The sequence below is a fragment of the Nonomuraea aurantiaca genome, assembly GCF_020215705.1.
GTDB lineage: Bacteria > Actinomycetota > Actinomycetes > Streptosporangiales > Streptosporangiaceae > Nonomuraea > Nonomuraea aurantiaca.
This window is the reverse complement of the sequence record NZ_JAIWNB010000036.1, coordinates 75,953-96,235: the sequence shown is the minus strand read 5'-3', so window position 1 is coordinate 96,235 and position 20,283 is coordinate 75,953. Positions and strand designations below refer to the sequence as shown.

The window sequence follows — 20,283 nt, the reverse complement described above, 5'->3', positions numbered from 1 at the left end:
AGCCTGCGGACCTTGACCGGTTGCGTCACCTGGCCTCCTGAGCGCCGATCGAACGTGATCAGCACCATCCAATCGGCAGGAGCGACTTACACGCCAACCCGGTGATCGTTTCCGGTCACAGCACTAGCTCCAGGTGGGCGCGGGCCACCTGGTTCCGCATCCTGGCCTCCACGGCGCGGTCGCCGACGCGGAGCGCCGCGGCCACGCCCAGCCGGTTGGTCTCGATCCAGTCCGCGTAGTGCTTGCGCTCGTGATAGAGCGGCCACAGGGCCTCGGCCAGCTGCCAGACCAGCTCGTCCCATTCACGGGCCGCCGCCGCGCGCAGCAGCGCGAGCATGTTGGCGCGCTCCTTCTCCAGCCAGTCGAGGGCCGCGCCGGGTGTGGCGAACGGCAGGCCGACGGCCGACAGCCGCTCCCGATGGTCGGCCAGGCGCAGCCGGGGACCCATGGCGGCGTCGGCGGCGGCCACCTGCCCCAGGTACCACTCCGCCACCCGCCGCAGCGCCGCCTCCCGCGCCTCGGGCGGGTCCACGCGCCGCGCGCACCGGGCCGCGTGCAGCCGGACCAGGTCATGGAAGCGGTACGTGTCGCCGTCGAGTTCCTCGACGAGACTCGCGTCGAGCAGCAGGTCCAGCAGGTGATCCGGCTCGCTCTCCAGGACGGCCCGGGCCACTCCGGCCGAGAAGCCGGGGCCGGGCAGCGTGCCCAGCAGGCGGTAGAGCCGGGCCGCCTGCTCCGGCAGCCCGGCGTACGCGGAGTCGAAAACCGCTTCGACGATCGCTCTGCCCTCCGTCATCAGGTGGTCCAGCCGCCGTTCGGCATCCCGCAGCTCGCCGACCAGCCGATCGACCGTCCACGTCGGCCGTTGGACCAGCCGCGCCCCGGCCACGCGCAGGGCGATGGGCAGGCCGCCGCACAGCCGTACGAGCTCGCCCACCCGCTCCCGCTCGGCGGCGACCCGGTCCTCGCCGAGCATGCCGGACAGGAGGCGTACCCCCTCCTCGTCCTGGAGCGGCGCGACCCTGACCGGCCGCGCGCCCGCGACGAGCAGCTCGCCGAGCTGGTGGTGGCTGGTCACGACGACCGCGCTCGCGGCGGAGGCGGGGAACAGCGGCGTCACCTCGGCGGCGTGCTCGGCGTCGTCCAGCAGCACGAGCAGCCGCAGGTCGGCCGTCATGGAGCGGAACATGGCCGCCCGTTCCGGCAGCTCAGCCGGGATCCACTCCTCATGGACGCCGAACGCGCGCAGGAACCCGCCGAGGACGTCGCTGACCTCCGTGCCGCCCCGGTGCCGCAGCGCGCCGAAATCGGCGTACAGCTGGCCGTCACTGAACCGCTCATGGACCTGGTGCGCCCAGCGGCGGCTGACCGCGCTCTTGCCGACTCCCTTGAGACCGCTGACCACCGCGATCGCGGGCCCTTCCTCAAGGAGAAGGAGGCGGTCGAGCAGCGCCAGCTCCGTGGTCCTGTTGACGAAGCCGGGCGGCGCGCCGGGCAACTGCCGGGGGATCCGTACGGGCGGCGGAGGCGTGGCGCCTATGGTCACGGACCCTATGTCCCTGGCCTGCACCACCCCGCCGGACACCTGTCCGGACACTTCGTTGCGCATATCAGCGTCATTCGCCTGCCCACCGCTCTCCGGCCCAGCCACGGTTCAGTAGTGTTCCGGCCGCACTGGATCGTGGCAAGCGGAGCGCTAGTCTGGGAAGAACGTCCTTCATGAAATGAGCTTGGCGAAAAGGCCTGCTGCGAAAAGAGATGCGATGGATCCGAGCGTCATTCCCGCGCTGGCGGCGGTCATCTCCGCGATAGTCGGCGGCGCCGCGGGCGAAGCCGGCAAGAATGCCTGGACCTCTTTGACGGGCCTCGTACGCCGCCGTTTCGGCGACGACGCCGTGGCCGCCATCGAAACGGCGCAGACGCCGGAGGAAACCGCCACAAGCCTGGTCGAACGCGCCCAGGAAGATGCCGAGTTCGGGCAGCACTTGACGTCGGGGACCACGGAGACGGCCCGGCTCGTCCAGACCAAGCACGACGTGTCCAACACGATCAGCGGCGAGGCCCGGATCACCGGCCCGGTGCTCCAAGCAGGTGACATTTTCGGGTCGATCAATTTCGGCAAATCCAGTTCGACCTGAAATGTCATTTCAGCTGTTAAACGTCTGATTTGTACGAGTCCTTCCGATCCCGTCCATAGACCAACCGCCTACGCGCGGATACGTTGCACGTATCCCGATATGACGACACCCCCAAACCCTTGGGAGGACTCTCGCATGTGCGGAATCGCCGGATGGGTGGACTTCAGCCGCGACCTGGCCGATGAAGACGGCACCGCCCAGGCCATGACCGAGACCATGAGCTGCCGAGGCCCGGACGATCGCGGCCTCTGGCTGTCACCGCACGCCATACTCGGCAACCGGCGGCTCGCTGTCATCGACGTCGAGGGCGGCCACATGCCCATGACGGCCGAGGGCCCGGTCGTCATCACCTACAGCGGGGAGATCTACAACTTCGTCGAGCTGCGGGCCGAACTGGCGGCCAAGGGGCACCGCTTCCGCACCAGGAGCGACACCGAGGTCGTGCTCCACGGCTATCTCGAATGGGGTGCGGGCGTCGCCGACCGGCTCAACGGCATGTACGCCTTCGCCATCTGGGACGACCGCGACCAGGAGCTCCTGCTGGTGCGCGACCGCCTGGGCGTCAAGCCGCTCTACTACTACCCGCTGCGCGACGGCGTTCTGTTCGGCTCCGAGCCGAAGGCGATCCTCGCCAACCCGCTGGCCGAGCCGCTGGTGGACACCGACGGCCTGCGCGAGCTGCTCACCTTGGGCAGGAGCCCGGAGCGGGCCGTCTTCAAGGGCATGCGCGAGCTGCGCCCTGGCCACCTGCTGCGGGTACGCCGGGAAGGGCAGTCCGTCCGCCGCTACTGGGCGCTGGAGCCGCGCGAGCACACCGACGACCTGGACGTCACCGTCGGCACGATCCGCGCCCTGCTCGAGGACATCGTGGGCCGCCAGCTCATCTCGGACGTGCCTCTGTGCAGCCTGCTGTCGGGCGGCCTGGACTCCAGCACCATCACCGCGCTGGCCAGGAAGCACGGGCAGATCCGGTCCTTCGCCGTGGACTTCGCCGGATACGCGGAGAAGTTCCAGCCCGACGAGCTGCGCGGTGATCCGGACGCGCCGTTCGTACAGGAGCTCGCGCGCTACGTCGACGCCGACCACACCGACATCACGCTCGACACCGCGGAGCTGACCGACCCGCGCCTGCGGTCGTCGGTGGTGCGTGCCTTCGACATCCCGAACTTCCTCGGTGACATGAACGGCTCCCTGTACATGCTGTTCAGGGCGATCCGCGAGCACTCCACCGTGGCCCTGTCCGGCGAGTCGGCCGATGAGCTGTTCGGTGGGTACGCGTGGTTCCACCTGCCGCAGGCGGTCGAGGCCGACACCTTCCCGTGGCTCGCGATGGTGCTGCGTGACCACGATCCGGCCGACCTGCTCGACAGGGGGCTGTTCGACCGGCTCGACCTACCCTCGTACACCGCCGACACCTACCGGAGCGCGCTGGCCGAGGTGCCGTACCTGCCTGGTCAGAACGGCCTCGAACGGCGGATGCGGGAGGTCTGCTACCTGCACCTGAGCCGGTTCCTGCCGGTCCTGCTGGACCGCAAGGACCGGTTGAGCATGGCCGTCGGTCTGGAGGTCCGGGTGCCGTTCTGCGATCACCGGCTGGTCGAGTACGTCTTCAACACGCCGTGGGCGATGAAGACCTTCGACGGCCGGGAGAAGAGCCTGCTCCGTGCCGCCGCCGGCGACCTGGTGCCCGAGTCGATCCTGCGGCGGGTCAAGAGCCCCTACCCGGCGACCCAGGACGTCGCCTACGAGCAGGCGCTCCGCGACACGTTGAGCGACCTCGTCAGCGCCGGGAAGGCGCCGGTCCTGCCGCTGCTCGACGCGGCGGCCATCAGGGAGCTCACCACGGCCCCGGTCGGCAAGACGACCACGACGATGTCGAGGATGAGCCTGGAGCTGGCCCTGGACCTGAACGTCTGGCTCGAGTCCTACGGCGTCCGGCTGGAGCTGTAGACCAGGTCGCCTCAGCCCAGTCGTACGGTGATCGTCTTCGAGCTGCCGCCCCGGTCCGACAGCCGCCCCCACCGGAGGGTGAGCCGCGCGCCCGTCGTGGCGCTCACCAGCAGCGGATGGCCGCGCAGCACCCGGGTCACCGGCCGGTCCCAGGTCACGGTCAGCTCGCTCAGGTCACGCCGGGGATCCGACACGGTCAGCGTGGCCGTGCCGTCGCCGTACTCCTTGACGAGGACCGCGCACGGGGCGGAGGCGGTGAGGTTACCGGCCGCTCCGGCGTTCCAGAAGTTGACGGCGGTCAGACCGAGCGACGGCACCTGGACACCCTGCTGGCGGGCGGTGTTGGCCAGGACGCGCAGCCAGGTCGGGTCGGTGGCGCGGGCGCGGGTCTGAGCCGGGGTCGCCCCAGGGAGGAGCAGGTAGAAGTAACCGGCCGCATCAGGGTCGATCCCGTGATCGAGCCAGAGGGTCACATAGCTCCTGTTCACCGAGTCTGCGGCGCGGTTCTCGCGCAGCGTGCGCAGGAGGCCGTGGAAGACGTAGCCGCCGTGGCCGGCCAGGTGCGCCCAGCCCGCCTTCTGGTCGAGGGTGAGGAGCGCACCGGTCCGGCGGTTGTCCACGATGGTCTCCACCGGTACGCCGTCCCGCCCGGTGATCCCGGCGCCCAGGCAGACCACGGCGTCGTCGAGGAAGAACCACGACTTGAACGCCTCCATCGTGCTCTGGAGGCCGTTCAGGTGCTGGCCGACCGTCGCGTACCTGCCGTCGGTGGCGCCGCCCACCCAGCGGCCCGGCGGGCAGGTGTCACCCCACGCCGCGCCGGCGCCGTCGGCCAGCCGCTTGGTGGAGACGGTCGTGCCCGGCAGCCGGTAAGGGTCGACGGTGGCCCAGAAGGAGTCGGAGTACTGGTCGCCGTGGCCCTTGGCCCACCAGTAGAGCATTCCCGAGCCGGTGTGCCAGCCGCGTAGGTTCTCGCCGTTGCCGTGCTCGTAGTGGCCGATCCGGTAGGAGGCCATGCTGAGCCCAGCGCACCAGCCCGGCCCCCGGTGGACGGCGCGGGCGCTCATCGGCAGCAACCTGTGCCCGGCCGGTTCCGGCGCGGCGGGGATCGTCTCGTCGTCCAGGATCGCGGTGAGGCGGGCATGGAACCCGAGGTCGGCCTCTTCGAGCATCGGCTGGACCGTGTCACGTACCGCCCAGCCCTTGACCATGCCCTGCCAGCGGGTCCGCGCCGCGACGGGCGCCGCGTCCCCCAGCAGCAGGATCGCCGAGGCGATCAGCCGCCCCCTCCTGTGGTCACCGTACGGATCCCGGCCGACCCCCCGCCCGCTGACCAGGTCCATGCAGAAGCCGTCGTGGACGAACGGCGCGAACGACCGATCGACCATGTCGAAGAGGTTCGGGGCGGTGAGCTCCCACGGAGTGCCGCGCAGCACCGCGAACAGCGTCGCCAGGCCGGACAGCATCACCATTCCGTATCCGCCCTGGTAGGGGATGAAGGTGTGCTGAATGAACGAGCCGTCCCGGTATAAGCCGTCGCCTTCGGTGACGTACGGGAAGACCGGGGCCAGAGCCGAGACGGCCAGCGCCGCCTTGTCCGCGTCGGATCTGAGGATAGCGCGCAGCAGCATCACCGTGCACAGGTCCACCCGGTTGGCGCCGGTGCTGTTGCCGCTGTAGTCGTCCAGGCGCCATTCGGGCACGAAGTGGTCCACGGCCTCGCTCAGCGCCCGGCTCTGCGGGTCCGTCAGATGCGGGCCGATCAGCAGGGCCACGTCGAGGAGCCGCTTCGGGGTGCCGATCTGCCAGAGCCACCAGTTGCCGACCGGGCGGGTGCCCGCCGCATACACCTGCCGCCGGTAGTGGTCGAGGCCGGTGGCGACGGCCGCGGCCAGGCTCGCGTCGCCGGTCAGGCCGGTCCCGGGTAAGGCGTACGCGCGAGCCATGGTCTGCAGGCGCACCGGGGTCTGGACGAAGGACGGGAACGCCAGGCCGGGCCAGAGCGACGTGCCGGTCGGCGCCATGGTGTCCCGGTAGCCGGCCGCCGTGCTGCCCAGCCGTAAGAGCCTGGTCCGGTACGGCTCCGCGGTCGCGTCGAACCCCGCTCCCGCCGTCACGTCCCGCCACCGGCGGCGCAGGAGGGCGAAGTCCGCCGGGCCGGCTGATCCCCGCGTGGTGGGGATCAGCCCGCTGGCCACGGCGGCACCGCCGAGCCGGAGGAACAACCGCCTGGAGTATCCGTTCACGCAGGGATCAGCGGCCGGCGACGATCTGGATGAGCTGGGTGGCGGCGGAGAAGTCGGCGGTCAGCCGGTTCTTGGTCACCGCGAACGCGAGGCCACTTGCCGTGTCCCCGTACGCGAAGCTCCCACCCGCACCGCCCATCCCGAACGCGCTCATGACCGGCTCGGCGGCCCCCGGCAGGCCGATGGAGAACCCCAGCCCCCACGAGGACTGATTGCCGAAGATCTGGTCGACGCCCTCGGCCGTGACCGCCGTGACCTCGCGCAGCCGCTCCGGAGAGATCAGCCGCACACCGGGGACGTCGCCCATGAGCGCGGCGTACACGCGCGCGATGGCGCGGGCCGAGGTCTTGCCGCCCGCCGGGATGTCGGCCGCCAGAATGTCCGCCCGGTTGCCGAGAGCGGCCGACGGGAACGTGGCCGGCGGGCCCGCCCTGAACATCGGCGAGTCCGCCGGCATGCCCGCCGTCATGTCCGCGGCGCCCTCCTGGTCCTCCAGCCGGGCCAGGCGGCCGTGCTCGGCGGCCGGCACGCCGAAGTAGAGCTCGTCGGCCACGCCCAGCGGCCCGGTGACCTCCTCCCGCAGCACCTGCGAGATGGGCTTGCCGGTCGCCCGGCGGACGATCTCACCGACGAGGTAGCCGAAGGTGTAGCCGTGATAGCCGACCGCGGTGCCCGGCTCCCACCACGGCTCGGCGTCGGCGAGGGCCGCGCACATCTTGTCCCAGTCGCACAGGTCCGCCGCCGTGGTGTCCGCGGGCAGGCCCGGCACCCCGGCCGCGTGGGTCAGCACGTGCCGGACGGTCACCGCGCCCTTCCCGTGCGCGGCGAACTCCGGCCACAGCTCGGCCACGCGCGTGTCGTACGAGAAGGCGCCGCGCTCGGCCAGCACGTGTGCCACCGTCGCGGTCGCCGCCTTCCCGATCGAATAGTTGTAGAACACGGTGCCCGGCGTCACCGGCCGCCCGGTCGCCGGATCGGCCACCCCGGCGACCGCGTCCACCACCTGCTCGCCGTGCAGGTAGACGGCGACCTGCACGCCACGCTCCGCCCCGGACTCGACCATCCGGTCAATGGCCTGCTCGACCTGCTGCTGGATGTCGCCCATCACCGCGCCCCTCCGCCTGCTGCCACCGCTGTCGCGGGTGTAGACAGGCTAACGGCCGGAAACTCGTCGGGGAGGGGATGACATCGGCTTGTCAGGCAGCCGGGGAGCGGCTGGTCAGGCGGCCGGGCGCGCGAGGCGGCCGGCCGGTAGGCGGCTCGTCAGGCGGCCGGGGAGCGGCGTCTGAGGCTGATCAGCCCCAAGCCGCCGCCCAGGAGCCCGACGATGATGCCCGCCACGCCCATGATCCGGGCGGTGCCGTCGGACGCCGGCGACGAGGCGGACTGCTTCATCACGGCGACCGTCTGCTGCGCGGCGGGCGGTGCCGCCGTGGTCATGGCCATCCCGGCGTGCACCTCGCCGGACGCCGCCGCCACCAGCTTCAGCGTGGGGATCGGGTGCTCCGCCTCCGTGCCGTCGCTCTTGGGCGCGTCCGCCCACTTGACGACCTCACCGCCGGTGTAGGTCTGCTCGGTCGGGAAGGCGATCTCGTCCACGTCCTTGGGCAGGGGCCCGACCGACACCTCGAACTCCTGGAACTGCCCCGGCTCGATCTTGCCGCCGGTCCACGTGACCTTCAGGACGGATTCGGTGACCTTGTCCCCGTCGTCGGCGACCACCGGCTCGGGCAGCTTGCCCTCGGTCAGCTCGGCCTTCCAGCCGGGCACGGGCTTGACCGAGACGAAGGGCAGGGGGTGGTCGGTGGGGAAGGTGACGACGAGTTTGGTGGTCGAGGCGTCGTCACGCTCGTTGGGCACCCGGAAGGCGAGCTTGGTCCAGCCGCCCTTCTCCGCTGTCCCGGGGTTGATCGTGACATGTGCGAGGGCGGGTAGTGCGAGGCCCACCGTGAGGGCCAGGGCTGCCGCGGCTACGGTGCCGATTCGGCGGTAGAACATGGAGTCTCCACTTCGTTTTTGGAAATGCCGGACACGACGCGCTGAACTCCTCGCGTCGGTGGGGGGTCAGGCAGAACGAAGTGGTGGACCGCGCCGGACGACCGCGTACCGCAACATGCGCTCGCGCGGCCGGTCGAGAACGAGTTCCGCGGCCACGGGGGCGGCGGGCGGCCACAGAGGGCCGGCGACAGGCGTGAGGATCCGTACGGCGCGCGAGCCGAGACGGCGCAGCAACGACCAGAGGGCGGCCTCACCGCCGGCCAGCCACCACGCGGTCAGCAGCGTGGCGACGGCGTGACACAGGAACATGCCGGGCCAGGTGCTCTGACCGTGGACAGCGGCCAGGTGTGGCGACTCGCCCGTCGAGGCGAACAGCACGTGCAGGCCCACCTGCGCCGTGCCGAGCAGCCCGATGATCAGCGGCTGGGATCGCTCCCTGCCGGCCATCGCGGTGGCCGCGACCAGCACGACGGCGCCCGCGCCCGCGACCGTGGCCGGCCCGGGGGCGATGCCGCCCGCCAGCCAGTGCCCGATGGCGGACAGGGCCACGCAGACGACCGTGAACGAGGCCGACCGCGCAAGACGCATCGGCAGCCTGGCGCGCGTCGCACCCACCTGCCGCTGCGAGTCCTGTGTACGGGTCACGATCAGGCCTGGTGCTCCTTGATCTCCGCGATCTGGGCGGTCTGCTCGGTGACGAGCCGGGCCGCCATCTCGATCGTGGGCCCGTGCTTCCCGCCGCTCTGGGCGGACGAGGCCATCATGACGCCGTGGTCGAGGTGCCGCGAGATCAGCGACAGCCAGAGCGTGTCGAAGGCCTTACCGGACTTCGGGCTCAGCTGGGCGACCTGCTGGGCGACGCCCTTGGTGTCCTCGGCCGGCACGGCCACCTGCCAGGACTTCAGCCACGACGACATCTTCTCGATGTCGGCCTTCTCGTTGGTCTCCAGCTTCTGGCTCAGTTCGCGTACGTACGGCGTGTCGGTGCGCTTCGCGACCAGCTCGGCCAGCTGAATGGTCTGCCGGTGGTGAGTGATCATCTCCTGGCTGAAGGTGACGTCCTGCTGGTCGTAGGCGGCCATGGCGGCGGGCGTCTCCGCCGCCGACGCGGCACACCCACCGGCCAGCGTCGCGCACAGCAGCGCGCCGGCGATCGTGGTCCAACGCATGCTTCCCCTTGGGGGTGTGGGGATGGGTCACGTGGAGATACGCGGTGCGCCGGATAACAGTTCAACAACGGGCCGGTCGGCGCGTCACTCACGAGATGGCCTGGAGTGACGCGCTCGCCGGCGCTGCCGTACCAGGTATTCGAAGCCGCCCTCCGGATGGATGGGCGCCGGTGGATGGGTGGCGGTCGAGGGTCAGGTGGCGGGCAGGTTCACCAGGAACAGCGGCCGGGTGGTCGGTTGTGCGGAGCCGCCGGCCGGTTCGACGGTGACGCCGAGCTTGGCCACCCCGGGTCCCGGCGCGGCGATCACCGGCAGCGTGCGGCCGGCGGCGTCGGCGCTGAGCAGCCCGGCCGACCTGATCCGCCCAGGGGCCAGCTGCCAGAGCTGATAGACCTCGCCTTCCGGCAGGTCGGCCAGCCCGGCGGCCAGGAACACCATCTTGCCCCGCGAGCGCGACACGATCACCGTGCCGCGACCGCCCTGCCGGGCCGAGGCCGTGGCGATGCGGGAGTCCGGCGCGGTCAGCACCGCGGCGACCTCCTGGTTCATACGCCGTACCTGGTCCAGCTCGTCACGGGCCTGCAAGGCGCTCGCACCGAACACGACGACCGCCGCCAGGCAGGCCGCGACGCCCACGGCCGCCACCAGCGGCCGCCATCGGTGCAGCCGCCGGGGCCGCCGCCCGGCCCGCCGCGCGGGGCGCCGCTGCGTCTCCCATGAGGGGCGGTCTTTCTGGGCAGGGGCGGCGACGGTCGGCGGGACCTGCCTAACCTGGTCGACCTGGGCGAATACCCGCTCCTTGAGGCCGGGCGGCGGCTCGACGGCCGCGGCGGAACCCAGCCGGGCCGCCGTCTCGGTGAACGCGGCGACCTCCAGCGCGCACTCGGCGCACCCGGTCAGATGGTCCTCGAAGTGGCGCCGCTCCAGCTCGTCGTCGACGGCGTCCAGCGCGTACGCGCCGACCAGCGTGTGCGGGTCGGACCCGCCTGCCGTACCTCTCATCGCTCCACCCCCAGGCAGTCGCGCAGCCGGATCAGCCCGTCGCGCATCCTGGTCTTCACCGTCGCGAGCGGGACTTTGACCAGCTCAGCGACCTCACGATAGGAGTATCCGCCGTAATAGGCGATGGTGACCGACTCCCGCTGCAACGCGGTCAGGCCCTGCAGGCAGCGGCGTAAGCGCTCGCGTTCGAGCCGGGCCTCGACGGATTCGGCGACCTCGTCGAAGGGCCGGTGCACGTCCATCCGGGCCGCCCGCTCCTCGCGGTCCATACTCGCCTGAGCCGAGCGGACCCGGTCGATCGCCCGGCGATGCGCGATCGTCAGCACCCATGCCAGCCCCGAGCCCCGGCCCGGCTGGAAGCGCGCGGCGTTGCGCCACACCTCCACCAGAACCTCCTGAGCCACCTCTTCGCTCTGGGCCCGGTCCCGGAGCACCCGCAGCACGAGCCCGAACACGCGCGGCGCCACCACCTCGTACAGCCGCTCGAACGCCGCCCTGTCCCCCCGCGCGACGTCCTCCAGCAACTCCTCGACCCCAGGGACCCGCTCACCTCCCCAGCCCGGCTCACGTCCCGCGTCGACGCGGCCCGAGGCACGTCCCGCCTCGCTACGGCCAGGCGGCGCACGCCGGGCATCAATACCGCCCGACCCACGTCCCGCCTCGCCGTGGCTAGCCGACCCATACCGGGCTTCGATTCCCCCCGACGCACGTCCCGGTTCGATGCGGCCCGACGTGGGTCCCGGTTCGGTGCGGCCCGGTTCGCGTCCCGCTTCCATGCACCCTCCCGCCGTGGCCGGCGCGGCGCCGGCTACAGGTGGTTCGGATCAGACAGCGCGATGGATGTCCTGGAGCTCCTACGGCTTGCGCGCGACCCCGCACACCGCGCTCACCAGCTTGGACGGCTCGTCCCACGCGTCGGTGGCCCGCCGCCACTGGGGAGTGGGTACGACACCGGGCTCGACGAGTTCGAGACCCTCGAAGAAGGTGCCCATCTGGGCGGGACTGCGCAGGTGATAGGAGTTGGCGGCCGCCTTGTTGTAGGCGGCGACGGCCTCCATCAGGGCCGGGTTGGTGTTGGTGCCGTCGCTGAGCACGAGGTAGCTGCCCGGCGATAACGCGGCCATCAGCCGGTCGACGATCCCCCACGGGTTGTCCTCGTCGGGCACCTGCCCGGCAATGCTCAGCATCACCAGGGCGATCGGCCGGCTGAAGTCGAGCGTCTTGGCCGCGCCTTGGAGGATCACGTCGGGGTGGCGTACGTCGGCGTCGATGTACGCGGTGACGCCCGGCTCGGTGCTGGTCAACAGGGCACGGGCGTGGACCAGCACGATGGGATCGTTGTCGACGTAGACGACCCGGCTCTCGGGGGCGGTGCGCTGGGCGACCTCGTGGATGTTGTTGGCCGTCGGCAACCCGGTGCCGATGTCCAGAAATTGCCGGATCCCGGCCTCTTCCACCAGGTATGTGACCGCGCGGATGAGGAACTCCCGCTGCAGCCGAGCAACTTCGGCGAAGTCAGGAAATGTCCGGAGCAGCAGCTCACCGGCCTCGCGGTCGGGCGCGAAGTGGTCCTTGCCGCCGAGCAGATAGTTCCACACGCGGGCTGAATGGGGGATGGTCGTGTCAATGCGCTCCCAGGCCGACTGGCCGGCGGGGCTGTCATCGCTCATGACACTCCATTCCTGAGGTTGAGCGCGGCCCCCGGCCACGCTCGTCCAAGACCCACTTTAGTGGGCTCTTCGGGCATAACGCGTACGAGATGTCAGCCGCGATCGCCGTCCACCACGCGCATGCCGGACGTCACACGCCGGAGTCCGGACGCGTGTTCGATCTACGCGCACCCGACCACACGAGCCCCATCCGCCTACCCAGCACCCGACCACCCGACCCCGATCGCGCGCGCTCGACCACACGAGGTCCACATCCCCCTCAGTCCCGGCGGGCCTGGAGGTGGGCGGTCGCGGTCGCCACGGCCACGGTCTTGCCGTCGGGTGCGATGAGCTCGCCGGCCAGGAAGCACACCTCCCTGCCGCGCCGCACCACCCGCCCCCGGCCGGTGAGCCGCCCCGGCCGCGCCGGGCGCAGGTATTGGACGTGGAGGTCGAGGGTGACCGCGAACTGGTCTTCCGGCAGCGTCGCGACCAGCGCGGGACCCAGCGTGTCGTCGAGCATCGCGGCGAGGAATCCACCCTGGATCACGCCGACGGGATTGACGAACCGCTCGCTGGCCTCGAACGCCACCTCGATGGTGCCCTGCTCGGGATCCACCTCGATCAACTGCCAGCCCAGAGTCTCGGCCGCGGCCGGCGGCGGGACCCGCCCGGCCAGCACATCCCAGAACGGCCCGCGCCTCCGCGGTTCAGTGTCCACGAACACAGTGAACAGACCCGCACCGACACTTCCGCCACAATTCCGCCATCGGCAGCCCGAACAAACCCTCCGGCAGGCAGCGCACCCCGACGCCCACAACCAATGCTCACAAGCCAGCAAACCGGCACATTTCCCGGCCGATCAGGAAAGTTGGGGAAGTTTGCCGGGCAAAGGGGCGGAGGGAGTCAGCGCTTTGGCCAGAGTTTGTCGAGGTTTTGGGTGATTAGCGGCTCCCGAGTGGCGAGCGCGCGTGCCACATCCCGTAGCTGCCTGGCCCGATGCACCTGAGCCCGCCAGTCCGTACCGGACGCCCGATGAGCCATCTCCACCTGGACCTCCTCGACCCGATAGCCCTTGCGCAGCAGGTCGATCGTCAGCGCCGTCTCCACGCCGAACCCGTGCGCCAGCGGCCGGGCGGCCTCGAAGGCGTCTCTGGTGATGCAGCGCTGGCCGTTGAGCGGCTGAGCGGGTTCGAAGCCGGTGGCCCTGCGGATGCCGTCCCTGGACAGGCGGACGACCAGGCCGTGGCCGCCCAGCTTGACGCGGGTGACGAAGACCGCGATGGTCATGTCGGCCTTGCCGGCGCGTACCGGCTCGATCAGCGGGGAGGCGGCCCGGGCGGTGTCGCCCAGGTCGGCGTCCAGGAAGAGTAAGTGGTGCGGCGTCTCACCGTCGAGCAGGCGCACGGCTTCGGCGCCCGACTCCATGGCCGCCGCCTTGCCGCGGTTGCGGCTGTGACGCACCACCCTGGCCCCCGCCGCCCGCGCCACCCGGCCGGTCTGGTCGGTCGAGCCGTCGTCGACGACCACGACCAGATCGACGCCGGGCAGGGCGAGGGCCGCGGTGACCGTGGCACCGATGCGGTCGGCCTCGTCCTTGGCCGGGACGATGACCGCCGTATCCTTCATGACCCCTCGGAGATGAGGAACTCCTGCGGCACCTCGTCATGCACGGTGAAGACCGAATCGAGACCGGTGACCTGCAGAATCTTGCGTACGGCCGGCCGTGGGGCGGCGACGTCGAGCGCCCCGCCCTGCTCCTTGACGCGTTTCAGCGCGGACAGCAAGACGTTCATCCCCGTGGAGTCGCAGAAATCCACGCCGGACATGTCTATGACCACGCGGCTGGGCCCGTCCTGCAGCAGCCGAGCGAACTCCGCCTGCAGGTGGGGTGCCGTATAGAGGTCGATTTCACCGGTGATGGCGACTAGCGCATGGCCGGCATGTGATCGAGTCGAGACCTTGAGCTCCACATGGGCAGGCTAGCGGCGCGGAGGCTTCCGGTCACGTTGTCACGCCGATAGGGCAACCTCAGGATTTTGTCCTCCGTTTGGACTCCATGAAAACAGAGAGTACGCGAAGCTTGACTGTGTGACACCGGCATGGCCGGAGAGGGGGGCGGCCCGGCACCTCGCTTCTGGTCACGTACTTCACTTGAGAAGGAGGGGCCGGGCGAGACCCACGGGCCCGAGCATTCATGAGAACAGAGAAACCCGAAGACCCGCACCGACGACGGCTCCGCGAACGACTGGAAGCCATCCTCATCCGCACAGAGAAGGCCACCTCGTGGCATGACAGAGTGGGGCGCCTGCGTAGCCTGATCAATCACGAAGGCTTCGTCCCCGTACACACGAAACTCGCCGGCGAAGACCTCGACTTCCTCGCCGACGCCCGCGACGACCTGCTCAGATTCTCCGAGCTCGGGCTGCGGCTGTTCGACCTCCACCAGCCGCGCGACGCGGGCGGCATCACGAGCGACGCCGAGCACCCCATCCTGCGGTGCCGGAGTTGCATGTGGCGCTGGCCGTGCCCGACGTTCCGCGCGATGGCCGAGTCGTTCGGCGCCGGCCACGACAGTGCCCTCCCGGAGTCCGGCTGAACATCCCGACCTGAGCGACCTGACGGGCGCGCTATCCCGAGACCAGCGGCAGCCGGATCTCGAAGCGGCAGCCCGGCCCGTCGTTGACCACACCGATCACCCCGTCGTGCGCCTCCACGATGCCCTGCGCGATCGCCAGGCCGAGCCCGGCCCCGCCGTCTTTGGTCGGGGTCCGGGCCGCCTCACCCCTGAAGGCCACCTCGAACACCCGGTGCAGGTCCTCGTCGGGGATCCCCCCGCAGCAGTCGCTGACCGACAGGCACGCCATGCCCGAGTCGACGGCCGCCCGCAGCACGACCGTGCGGTCCGACGGCGTGTGCCTGATCGCGTTCACGACGAGGTTGCCCAGGGCCCGGCTCAGCGCGTTCGGGTCCGCCCGCACGGGGACCGCCTCGGCGGCCTCGGCGGTCAGCCGCACTCCCTTGGCGCGGGCCAGCGGCTCGGCCCCCGCGATCGTGTCGGCGACCAGGTCGGCGAGCCCGATCCGGGCAGGAGTGAGCCGCAGCGCCCCGGCGTGGATCCGCGACAGCTCGAACAGGTCGTCGACCATCGCCGACAGCCGCTCCACCTCCAGCTTGATCTGGCCGTGATAGCGCGCGACGGTCCTGGGGTCGGACACCACGCCGTCTTCGAGCGCCTCGGCCATGGCCCGCATCCCGGCGAGCGGGGTGCGCAGGTCGTGGCTCACCCAGGCGACGAGCTCGCGCCGCGCCCCTTCCAGGGCGCGCTCCCGCTCGTACGCCTCCTCCAGCGTGTTCGCGATCGTCTGCAGCTCCGACGGCAGCCCCTTGGGCGCGGTGAACGGCAGGTCGCGTACGGCCGCCACCAGCCGCCTGCTCTCGCCCACGACCCGCCTGGCCAGCACGAACGCCACCCCCAGCCCGACCAGCCCGCCGACGGCCACCACGCTGAGCACGATGTCCCTGACCGCGCCCTCGATGATCATCTTGAGCGTGATCGCCACCACGCCGGCCAGCGTCGCCACGATCGCGACCACCATGACGACGGCCAGCATGACCCCGATCGAGCGGGTACGCAGCCGCCACATCACGGACACGCCCAGGACCCCCACCAGCAGCCCCAGCCCTGCCGTGACCGCCACGATCATCCCCAGATCGCTCATCACCGCGGGATGGGGAGTCATGACTCACCCTCGGGTGGCAGGCCTTCGAGCGGTTCGTACCGGTATCCCACGCCCCAGACCGTGACGATCCGCCGCGGCGCGGTCGGATCCGGCTCGATCTTCTCCCGTAGCCGCCGGACGTGCACGGTCACCGTGGAGGAGTCCCCGAACGACCATCCCCACACCTGGTTGAGCAGCGCCGACCGGCTGAACGCCTGCCGAGGGTTGCGCACGAGATAGGCCAGCAGGTCGAACTCGCGGGCGGTGAGCATCACCTCGGCCCCGCCCAGCCGTACCTCGTGGGCCCCGACGTCGACCACCAGATCGCCGTCACGCAGCACGCCCGTACCGCCCGTGACGGAGGCGCCGCGGGCGCGGCGCAGCACCGACTGGACGCGCAGCGCCAGCTCACGCGGGCTGAAGGGCTTGGTCACGTAGTCGTCGGCGCCGGTTTCGAGCCCGACCACGCGGTCGATCTCCTCGCCGAGCGCGGTCAGCATGATCACCGGGACCGGCCAGCGCTCCCTGAGCTTCCTGCACACCTGCAGCCCGTCGATCTTCGGCAGCATCAGGTCGAGCACCATCAGATCGGGCGGGCTGGCGAGCGCCCGCCGCAGCGCCTCGGCGCCGTCGCCCACGCACTCGACCTCGTGGCCGTCGCGCTCCAGATATCGCGCCACTACCTCGGCCACGGTCGGGTCGTCGTCGACCACCAGGATGCGCGTGTTCACTCTTTCACCGTACGGCGGGGGCGTGCCGAATCGACACTTACGTCATTGGTTCGTAAGCCTCGCGGATCATGCTCGCAGGACGTACGGTGGGCGCATGAGTCGCGTCGTCATGCTCGTGCTGGGTGCCCTTCTGGGCCTCTTCGTGCTGTTCAATTTCGTGCTGCCCATGATCATGGGGCTGCTCAAGGTCGCCCTCATCATCGGGGTGGTCGCCCTTCTGGTGTTCATCGCCGTCACCTTGGTCGGTAAGTCCTCCTCGTCACGGTGACGCTCTTCCTGTTCGACCCCTGGCTCATCGGCGTGACCATGGTGGCGATCCTGCTGCTCGCCACCTGGGCCGCCCGGCTGCTGCCCGCCACCGGCGGCGACGCGCCCGGCTTCCCGCTGATCTATGCCCGGCGCACGGCCTTCCAGCGCCAGCGCCACCCCGCGGCGGCCGGCCGGCCACGGCCACGAGCTCCGTCATCGCGCCCCGCTTCCGGCTGAGCGGGGCTCTCTTCAGTGAGCCCTGATCCATCTCTCTTTGATTGAAGGGCTCATGTTCGACTCTCTCGTCTCCTTTCTGCTGGCCGTCTCCGGCGACAACGCCGCCGTGGCCATCCTGCTGTTCACCGTGGCCGTACGCCTCCTGCTGCTGCCGCTCGGCATCCGCCAGGCCCGCGCCACGCAGGTACAGAAGCGCCTGGCGCCCAAGCTGCTGGAGTTGCGGAAGCGGTGGTCGCGCAATCCCGAGCGACTGGCCAAGGAGACCACCAAGCTGTACGCGAAGGAAGGCACCTCGCCTCTGGCCACGATCCTGCCGGGATTGGGGCAGCTTCCGTTCATGTGGGTGATGTATCGGGTCGCCACACACCCGACCGCTTTCCTGGGCCATGACCTGCTGGGCGCCCCTTTGGGGCAGCATATGGCGGGAATCGTCACCAATTACGGTCTGGCTAGTGGGCCATTTTTGGTCTTTGTCGTAGTTATCGCGCTGATCGCGGTCGTGGCGTGGCTTTCGGCGCGCAAAGTCAGCGCCTCACTGCCCGACGAGCAGCCCGCGCTGATGCGGAGGATCATGCCGCTGATGCCGTTCGCCACGGTGCTGGCCGCCGCTGTGCTACCGCTGGCCGCGGGGCTCTACCTGCTGATCTCCACGGCGTGGACCGTGGGAGAGCGCGCGGTCCTGGCCGCCCGTCCCCTCTGAGCGCGCGGCCGCTACCCGGCCTCTCTCAGTGCGTGGACCTGCCCGTTCATCAATCCGTCGGGGGCGTGCAAGATCGCCCACACCGTCGTGATGTCACCGTCGTGGCGGACTCCCCAGCTCTCCGCGACGTACTCGACGATGCCGAGCCCCCTGCCCCCGAGCGACGACAGAGTCGGCCGGCCGGCGCGGGGCTCGGTGGCCGCGCCGCCATCGCTCACAGCGACCTCGATGTGTTCGTCGCTCCGCAGCCAGGCCACCCTGACCATGCCCGACGGCAGCGGATGCGCATGCCGTAGCGCGTTGCTCAGCAGCTCGCTCACCACGAGGACGGCATCGTCGATCGCGGTGGCGAAAACCCCGCGATCTTGCAGGTCAGTGCTCAGACGCTGGCGGGCGACGGCGACACTGGACGGCGCGTACGGCAGTAGCACCACGCTTGACACACCCACCTCCCCGCTCCCAGTGCCCCCCACGGGAACACTCCCCGGTACGACCGAAATGCCCCGTTACTCGATCCCAGAAACCGCATCTCGATCACAGCTTGTACACATCGGACGATAGATCAGCGCAACCGTTACCACGTCGTTACCGCATCGGTGTGTCGGATCGGATAGGGGAAGCGTTGCCCAACACGAGCCGCATTCGAGTGCCTCCGCCGGGTCGCGGATGGGCACTCACATCGCCGCCCTGAGCCCTCGCCAGACTGCGCACGATGTAGAGCCCGAGGCCGACCCCGCCGAACCTGCGGCGGTCACCGCTGTCGACCTGGACGAACCGCTCGAAGACCCGCTCCCGGTCCGGCGCGGCGATGCCGACGCCCTCGTCGTCCACCACCACGACCACGGCGTCGTCCTCGGGCCAGGCGCCGACGCTGATCAGGCCGCCCGTCGGCGAGTACTTGAAGGCGTTCTCCAGCAGCTGGCCGAGGATGATGTCGGTGGCGAGCGCGTCGCCTCTGACGTGCGGCAGCGCGTCGGGGATGGCCACCTCCACCCGGTGCCTGTCGGACAGCACGGGCAGCCCGAGCGTGGCCGCGTGGATCCGCTCGGCCAGATCGAACGCCTCGATGCGCACCGGCGGCTCGTCGGCGCCCGCCCTGGCGCCGAGCAGCAGATGATCCATGAGCTGCCCGAGCGACCTGGCCCGCTCGGCGATCGTGTGGACGGCCGAGCGCCGCTCGGTGTCGTTCAGCTTGTCCCAGCGCGCGTCGAGCGTGCTGGCGAACCCGCGCACGATCGTGATGGGTGTGCGCAACTCGTGGCTGGTCGTGGCCAGGAACAGGTCCTTGGCCTCCTCCAGTTCCTTCGCCGTGGTCACGTCGCGGAAGTCGACGACCACCTCTCCGGTCTCCTCGATCTGGGCGCTGACCACGTCCAGCCAGCGCCCGCTCTCCAGCTGGTAGGTGAGCTTCTCTCCCGGGCTGGGCAGCGGGAAGGGCAGCGGCCCGCCGATGACGGCCTCTCTCGGCGTGGCGGTGAGCTCGGCGGCGGCCGGGTTCCACTGACTGACCCGCCCGGCGCGGTCGAGCACGGCGATGCCGTCGGCGCTGGCGTCGAACACCGCGCGCTCGTGCGCCCGCTGCCGGACGGCCTCCTGATAGGCCACCGCGTTGCCGACCGCGATGCCGGCGTGCCCGGCCAGCAGCTCCAGGAGCTCGAGCTCAAGGTGGCCGGGCTTGCGCTCGGCGAACAACGCGTACAGCGCGCCGTAGGGACGGCCGCCGACCGCGGCCAGGCCGAGCGCGATCGTGTGCAGCCCGTCGAGCTCGGCCCACACCAGGTCGCCGAGGCCCTGCGACTCCAGCATCACCGTCTTCCCGGTGCGTAAGAGCTTGCCGACCAGGCTGGTACGCAGCTCGGCCGTCACGTCCTTGAGCGAGTCGGGCAACTGGTACGCGCTCACCAGCCGCAGCCGCTCGCCCTCGATGAGCACGAAGCCGCCCGCGTCGGCACCGGTCAGCTCGGTCAGGCTGGCCGCGATGCGATCGAGCACCGTGGACAGCTCCAGCTCGGCGTTGATGTCGCCGACCACGTCGGTGAGCCGGCGCACCAGCCGGGCCCGCCGCGCCATGCGGTTCCTGGCGGCCTCGTCGGCCTCGGTCAGATGGTGCACGAAGACGTAGCCCGCCACGGCGCTGCCCGTGAGCAGCGCGCTCGTGTCGACCCTCAGGTCGAGCACGGTGCCGTCCCTGCGCAACCGTTTGGTGCGCAGGGACACCTGGCCGCCCGTGCGCACCCGTTCGAGCACCGCGTTGTGCTCCGCTGTCAGCTCCCCCGGCACGATCGGCGCCCTGCGGCCCAGCATCTCCTCGGCCGACCAGCCGAAGAGCCGCTCCGCCGCGCGGTTCCAGACGAGTACGGTCTGATCCCTGTCGAGCGCGATCACGGCGTTGGGCGAGCTGGCGAGCACCGCGCGAGCGATCTCATCGTCACTACCTGCTCTGTCGTCACCCACACCTCCATAGTGCCTGTGGCGTGCGGCGTTCGTCGGGC

Annotated in this window: 22 protein-coding genes; 6 read left to right on the top strand and 16 right to left on the bottom strand. The window is 70.6% G+C overall.

Features of this window, described 5'->3' with window-relative positions:
* Positions 1–115: 115 nt before the first annotated feature.
* Complete coding sequence (locus LDL49_RS48905; RefSeq protein ID WP_225301812.1) at positions 116–1,609, bottom strand: NB-ARC domain-containing protein; 1,494 nt, start codon at positions 1,607–1,609, stop codon at positions 116–118.
* A gap of 115 nt (positions 1,610–1,724) precedes the next feature.
* On the opposite strand from LDL49_RS48905, the gene LDL49_RS48900 reads away from it, so the two are divergent.
* Together LDL49_RS48900 and asnB are read left to right on the top strand one after the other, a co-directional pair.
* Positions 1,725–2,138 (top strand): hypothetical protein, encoded by a 414-nt coding sequence (locus tag LDL49_RS48900; protein WP_225301811.1) that lies wholly within the window; start codon positions 1,725–1,727, stop codon positions 2,136–2,138.
* A gap of 135 nt (positions 2,139–2,273) precedes the next feature.
* Positions 2,274–4,088: an asparagine synthase (glutamine-hydrolyzing) gene (gene asnB, locus LDL49_RS48895; RefSeq protein WP_225301810.1), complete on the top strand. Its 1,815-nt coding sequence runs from the start codon at positions 2,274–2,276 to the stop codon at positions 4,086–4,088.
* Positions 4,089–4,099: 11 nt separating this feature from the next.
* Here the strand turns inward: asnB and LDL49_RS48890 are convergent, their stop codons facing one another.
* The 11 genes from LDL49_RS48890 to LDL49_RS48840 all read right to left on the bottom strand — a co-directional run bounded on the left by LDL49_RS48890 (position 4,100) and on the right by LDL49_RS48840 (position 14,125).
* The gene (locus LDL49_RS48890) at positions 4,100–6,334 is read right to left on the bottom strand and encodes a polysaccharide lyase 8 family protein (protein ID WP_225301809.1); all 2,235 of its coding nucleotides are present in this window, start codon (positions 6,332–6,334) and stop codon (positions 4,100–4,102) included.
* A 7-nt stretch (positions 6,335–6,341) separates the two neighbouring features.
* Positions 6,342–7,439, bottom strand: coding sequence for a serine hydrolase domain-containing protein (locus LDL49_RS48885; protein ID WP_225301808.1), 1,098 nt, complete (start codon positions 7,437–7,439; stop codon positions 6,342–6,344).
* Positions 7,440–7,597: 158 nt separating this feature from the next.
* On the bottom strand, positions 7,598–8,332 hold the full coding sequence (locus tag LDL49_RS48880; RefSeq protein ID WP_225301807.1) for a YcnI family copper-binding membrane protein: 735 nt from the start codon (positions 8,330–8,332) through the stop codon (positions 7,598–7,600).
* Positions 8,333–8,398: 66 nt separating this feature from the next.
* The gene (locus tag LDL49_RS48875) at positions 8,399–8,977 is read right to left on the bottom strand and encodes an MFS transporter (RefSeq protein WP_225301806.1); all 579 of its coding nucleotides are present in this window, start codon (positions 8,975–8,977) and stop codon (positions 8,399–8,401) included.
* 2 nt (positions 8,978–8,979) lie between these two features.
* Positions 8,980–9,501 carry a DUF305 domain-containing protein gene (locus tag LDL49_RS48870; protein ID WP_225301805.1) on the bottom strand — a complete coding sequence of 174 codons (522 nt, stop codon included), beginning with the start codon at positions 9,499–9,501 and terminating at the stop codon, positions 8,980–8,982.
* A gap of 192 nt (positions 9,502–9,693) precedes the next feature.
* Positions 9,694–10,503, bottom strand: coding sequence for an anti-sigma factor (locus tag LDL49_RS48865; protein ID WP_225301804.1), 810 nt, complete (start codon positions 10,501–10,503; stop codon positions 9,694–9,696).
* Positions 10,500–11,027 (bottom strand): ECF RNA polymerase sigma factor SigK, encoded by a 528-nt coding sequence (sigK, locus tag LDL49_RS48860; RefSeq protein ID WP_225301803.1) that lies wholly within the window; start codon positions 11,025–11,027, stop codon positions 10,500–10,502. The genes LDL49_RS48865 and sigK overlap by 4 nt, the downstream gene beginning before the upstream one ends.
* A 330-nt stretch (positions 11,028–11,357) precedes the next feature.
* Positions 11,358–12,173, bottom strand: a complete 816-nt coding sequence (locus LDL49_RS48855; protein ID WP_225301802.1) for an SAM-dependent methyltransferase — start codon at positions 12,171–12,173, stop codon at positions 11,358–11,360.
* 259 nt (positions 12,174–12,432) lie between these two features.
* Entirely contained in the window at positions 12,433–12,873 is a 441-nt protein-coding gene (locus LDL49_RS48850) for a PaaI family thioesterase (protein ID WP_225301801.1), read from the bottom strand.
* Between the two features lie 185 nt (positions 12,874–13,058).
* Positions 13,059–13,781, bottom strand: a complete 723-nt coding sequence (locus LDL49_RS48845) for a glycosyltransferase family 2 protein (protein ID WP_225301800.1) — start codon at positions 13,779–13,781, stop codon at positions 13,059–13,061.
* Positions 13,778–14,125: an STAS domain-containing protein gene (locus LDL49_RS48840; RefSeq protein ID WP_214635395.1), complete on the bottom strand. Its 348-nt coding sequence runs from the start codon at positions 14,123–14,125 to the stop codon at positions 13,778–13,780. Before LDL49_RS48840 ends, LDL49_RS48845 begins: the two co-directional genes overlap by 4 nt.
* Before the next feature lie 326 nt (positions 14,126–14,451).
* On the opposite strand from LDL49_RS48840, the gene LDL49_RS48835 reads away from it, so the two are divergent.
* The gene (locus LDL49_RS48835) at positions 14,452–14,751 is read left to right on the top strand and encodes a hypothetical protein (protein WP_225301799.1); all 300 of its coding nucleotides are present in this window, start codon (positions 14,452–14,454) and stop codon (positions 14,749–14,751) included.
* A gap of 31 nt (positions 14,752–14,782) precedes the next feature.
* On the opposite strand, the gene LDL49_RS48830 is transcribed toward LDL49_RS48835, so the two are convergent.
* Positions 14,783–15,895 carry a sensor histidine kinase gene (locus LDL49_RS48830; RefSeq protein ID WP_225301798.1) on the bottom strand — a complete coding sequence of 371 codons (1,113 nt, stop codon included), beginning with the start codon at positions 15,893–15,895 and terminating at the stop codon, positions 14,783–14,785.
* A complete protein-coding gene (locus LDL49_RS48825; RefSeq protein ID WP_225301797.1) occupies positions 15,892–16,605 on the bottom strand; it encodes a response regulator transcription factor in 714 nt (237 codons plus the stop codon). The genes LDL49_RS48830 and LDL49_RS48825 overlap by 4 nt, the downstream gene beginning before the upstream one ends.
* A gap of 94 nt (positions 16,606–16,699) precedes the next feature.
* On the opposite strand from LDL49_RS48825, the gene LDL49_RS48820 reads away from it, so the two are divergent.
* Genes LDL49_RS48820 through LDL49_RS48810 form a run of 3 tightly spaced genes read left to right on the top strand, consistent with a single transcriptional unit; the run spans position 16,700 to position 17,791 of the window.
* Positions 16,700–16,873 carry a hypothetical protein gene (locus LDL49_RS48820; protein WP_214635541.1) on the top strand — a complete coding sequence of 58 codons (174 nt, stop codon included), beginning with the start codon at positions 16,700–16,702 and terminating at the stop codon, positions 16,871–16,873.
* Complete coding sequence (locus LDL49_RS48815; RefSeq protein ID WP_225301796.1) at positions 16,870–17,091, top strand: DUF6412 domain-containing protein; 222 nt, start codon at positions 16,870–16,872, stop codon at positions 17,089–17,091. The genes LDL49_RS48820 and LDL49_RS48815 overlap by 4 nt, the downstream gene beginning before the upstream one ends.
* A 52-nt stretch (positions 17,092–17,143) precedes the next feature.
* Positions 17,144–17,791 carry a YidC/Oxa1 family membrane protein insertase gene (locus tag LDL49_RS48810; RefSeq protein ID WP_225301795.1) on the top strand — a complete coding sequence of 216 codons (648 nt, stop codon included), beginning with the start codon at positions 17,144–17,146 and terminating at the stop codon, positions 17,789–17,791.
* An 11-nt stretch (positions 17,792–17,802) separates the two neighbouring features.
* Here the strand turns inward: LDL49_RS48810 and LDL49_RS48805 are convergent, their stop codons facing one another.
* Positions 17,803–18,234, bottom strand: a complete 432-nt coding sequence (locus LDL49_RS48805) for an ATP-binding protein (protein WP_225301794.1) — start codon at positions 18,232–18,234, stop codon at positions 17,803–17,805.
* Between the two features lie 142 nt (positions 18,235–18,376).
* Complete coding sequence (locus LDL49_RS48800) at positions 18,377–20,245, bottom strand: sensor histidine kinase (protein ID WP_225301793.1); 1,869 nt, start codon at positions 20,243–20,245, stop codon at positions 18,377–18,379.
* Between the last annotated feature and the right edge of the window lie 38 nt (positions 20,246–20,283).